3 protein-coding genes and 1 pseudogene are annotated in these 3,324 nt (G+C 66.9%); all 4 read right to left on the bottom strand.

What is annotated here, in order from left to right; all coding sequences use genetic code 11:
* On the bottom strand, positions 1 to 966 hold a 966-nt coding region (locus tag ACFWY6_RS44825; RefSeq protein ID WP_384703520.1), incomplete at its 3' end, for a 1-deoxy-D-xylulose-5-phosphate synthase N-terminal domain-containing protein.
* 24 nt (positions 967 to 990) lie between these two features.
* Entirely contained in the window at positions 991 to 2,157 is a 1,167-nt protein-coding gene (ispG, locus tag ACFWY6_RS44820; protein WP_384703517.1) for a flavodoxin-dependent (E)-4-hydroxy-3-methylbut-2-enyl-diphosphate synthase, read from the bottom strand.
* A gap of 4 nt (positions 2,158 to 2,161) precedes the next feature.
* Positions 2,162 to 3,184: an adenosyl-hopene transferase HpnH gene (gene hpnH, locus ACFWY6_RS44815; protein ID WP_266872430.1), complete on the bottom strand. Its 1,023-nt coding sequence runs from the start codon at positions 3,182 to 3,184 to the stop codon at positions 2,162 to 2,164.
* Positions 3,185 to 3,189: 5 nt separating this feature from the next.
* Positions 3,190 to 3,324, bottom strand: a pseudogene (locus tag ACFWY6_RS44810) (1-hydroxy-2-methyl-2-butenyl 4-diphosphate reductase); the annotation flags it as partial.

The following is a 3,324-nucleotide window of genomic DNA, read 5'->3' as shown; positions in this document are numbered from 1 at the left end:
TAACCCCGTGGCCCCGGCGGGGCGGTGGGGGGGTGCGCGCGGCTCGCCGGTCAGGGGGTCCAACACGCAGAGGGTGTGTACGCGGTCCCCCTCGTCGGCGAGCGCCGGTTCGTAGCCGCGCCCCTTCTCGGTGAGGCAGTGGATCAGGACGGGGCCGTGGAAGCGTTTCGCGCGGCGCAGCGCCGACTCGACGGCGCCGACGTCGTGCCCGTCGATCGGCCCGACGTACTTGAGCCCCAGGTCCTCGAACATGCCCTGCGGTGCGAAGGCGTCCTTGAAGCCCTTCTTGGCGCCGTGCAACGACTCGTACACGGTGTGCCCGATGACGGGAGTGCGCTGGAGTATGTCCTTGCCCCAGGCGAGCACCCGCTCATAGCTGTCGGTCGTACGCAGCGTGGCGAGGTGGTTCGCGAGGCCACCGATCGTCGGGGCGTACGAACGCTCGTTGTCGTTCACGACGATGATCAGCGGCCGGTCCTTCGCGGCCGCGATGTTGTTGAGCGCCTCCCACGCCATGCCGCCGGTGAGCGCGCCGTCCCCGATGACGGCGACCACATGCCCGCGCTCGCCGAGCACCTGGCGCGCCTTGGCGAGACCGTCGGCCCAGCCGAGCGCGGTCGACGCATGGCTGTTCTCGACGATGTCGTGCTCGGACTCCGCACGCGAGGGATAGCCGGAGAGGCCGCCCTTGCCACGCAGCTTGGAGAAGTCCTGCCGCCCCGTGAGCAGTTTGTGTACGTAGCTCTGGTGGCCGGTGTCCCAGACGATGCGGTCGACCGGCGACTCGAAGACCCGGTGGAGGGCGATGGAGAGTTCCACCACCCCCAGATTGGGCCCGAGATGGCCGCCGGTTCTGGCGACCGCGTGCACCAGGAACTCCCGGATCTCCTCGGCCAGTTCGTCGAGCTCGGCCTCGGTCAGCGCCTTCAGATCCCGCGGCCCCCGAATGGTGTCCAGAATGGTCATGCTCGGGCCCCCTCTCTGGTTTGTTCAGCTCACGGTGACGGCGGGCAGCCCTGAGGCGATGCCGTCGTCCTCCATCTGTGCGGCGATCTTCATCGCCTCTTCGATGAGGGTCTCCACGATCTTCGACTCGGGCACGGTCTTGATGACCTCGCCCTTGACGAAGATCTGCCCCTTGCCATTGCCGGACGCGACACCGAGATCCGCCTCACGGGCCTCCCCAGGACCGTTGACGACACATCCCATGACGGCGACGCGCAGCGGCACCTCCATGCCGTCGAGGCCCGCCGTGACCTCGTCGGCCAGCTTGTACACGTCCACCTGCGCCCGCCCGCAGGACGGGCAGGAGACGATCTCCAGGCGCCGTTGGCGCAGGTTCAGCGACTCCAGGATCTGGATGCCGACCTTGACCTCCTCGGCGGGCGGTGCGGACAGCGAGACCCGGATGGTGTCGCCGATGCCCTCGCTCAGCAATGCCCCGAAGGCGACCGCCGACTTGATCGTGCCCTGGAAGGCCGGACCGGCCTCCGTCACGCCGAGGTGCAGCGGATAGTCACAGGCGGCGGCCAACTGCCGATAGGCGTTCACCATCACGACCGGGTCGTTGTGCTTCACCGAGATCTTGATGTCCCGGAAGTCGTGCTCCTCGAAGAGGGACGCCTCCCAGAGGGCCGACTCGACCAAGGCCTCCGGAGTGGCCTTGCCGTACTTCTTAAGAAGGCGCGCGTCCAGCGAACCCGCGTTGACGCCGATCCGGATCGGCGTACCGGCCTGGGAGGCGGCCCGCGCGATCTCCGCGACCTTGTCGTCGAACTGCTTGATGTTGCCCGGATTCACACGCACCGCCGCACAGCCCGCGTCGATCGCCGCGAACACATACTTCGGCTGGAAATGAATGTCGGCGATCACCGGGATCTGCGACTTGCGCGCGATCGTCGACAGCGCGTCCGCGTCATCCTGCGTCGGGCACGCGACCCGCACGATCTGGCAGCCGGACGCCGTCAGCTCGGCGATCTGCTGCAGCGTCGCCCCGATGTCGGACGTACGCGTCGTCGTCATCGACTGCACCGAGACGGGCGCACCGCCCCCCACCGCCACCGGCCCGACCTCGATGCGCCGCGAGACGCGACGCTCCGCGATCGGCCGGACCGGCAGCTCGGGAAGGCCCAGTGAGACGGGCGTTCCAGGGGTCATGACGTCACCCGCGGTTTCCGGAGACCGTCTCACGGGCGGCGCGGAGGGACTCCTTGAGGGAGCCCATGGTGGCGAGTACGGCGGTCGGTTCGTAGCCGCAGTGCGCCATGCAGTTGGCGCACCGCGGGTCCTTGCCGCGGCCGTACTTGCTCCAGTCCGTCTCCTCGATGAGCTCCCTGTACGTCGGGACGTACCCGTCGCTCATCAGATAGCAGGGGCGCTGCCAGCCGAAGAGCGAGTAGTTCGGGATCGCCCACGCGGTGCAGGAGAAGTCCGCCTTGCCCTCCAGGAAGTCCAGGAAGAGCGGCGAGTGGTTGAGCCGCCAGCGCCGCCGGTTGCCGCCCGCGAAGGCCTTCTTGAAGAGTTCGCGGGTCTGCTCGACGCCCAGGAAGTGCTCCTGGTCCGGCGCCTTCTCGTAGGCGTAGGCGGGCGACAGCATCATCTCGTCGACCTGCAGCTCGTCATTGAGGAAGTTGAGGACCTCGATGATGTTCTGCGGCGTGTCGTTGCTGAAGAAGGTGGAGTTCGTGGTCACCCGGAAACCTTGCTTCTTGGCTTCCTTGATGGCCTCCACCGCCTCGTCGAACACGCCCTCCTTCGCGACGGATTCGTCGTGCCGCTCCCGCATTCCGTCGATGTGCACGGCGAACGCGAAGTACGGGGAAGGCGTGAACTTCTTCAGCTTCTTGCGCAGCAGCATGGCGTTGGTGCAGAGGAAGACATACTTCTTCTTCGCCACCAACTGCCGCACGATCTCGTCGATCTGAGGGTGCATCAGCGGTTCGCCGCCTGCGATGGACACCATCGGCGCACCGGATTCCAGGACGGCGCCCACGGCCTGGGCCACCGGCATGCGCTGCTTGAGCACACCGGCCGGGTGCTGGATCTTTCCGCATCCCTCGCACGCGAGGTTGCACGCGAAGAGCGGCTCCAACTCGACGATCAGCGGGAACTTCTCCCGCTTGCGCAGCTTCTGTTCAAAGAGATATGTCGCGACCTTGACGGTCTGGCGCAGCGGCATGGCCATCTGGCTCACCTCCGGGGGAGCAAAGAAGAACGGTGCCATTCGAAGAAAGCGGGAAGCACGGCGCGAAGAACGCGGAAAGCTGATATTCCACCGCGCACCGTGCCGATACGGACCAGTTCGTGCTGTGGGGTGTCAACGAC

Source organism: Streptomyces sp. NPDC059037 (genome assembly GCF_042740015.1).
Lineage (GTDB): Bacteria > Actinomycetota > Actinomycetes > Streptomycetales > Streptomycetaceae > Streptomyces.
This window is presented reverse-complemented; position numbering and strand designations above follow the sequence as displayed.

Coding starts and splice junctions, on each gene's coding strand:
- hpnH (WP_266872430.1), bottom strand. CDS start 3,184: ATGGCCATGCCGCTGCGCCAGACCGTCAAGGTCGCGACATATCTCTTT.
- ispG (WP_384703517.1), bottom strand. CDS start 2,157: ATGACCCCTGGAACGCCCGTCTCACTGGGCCTTCCCGAGCTGCCGGTC.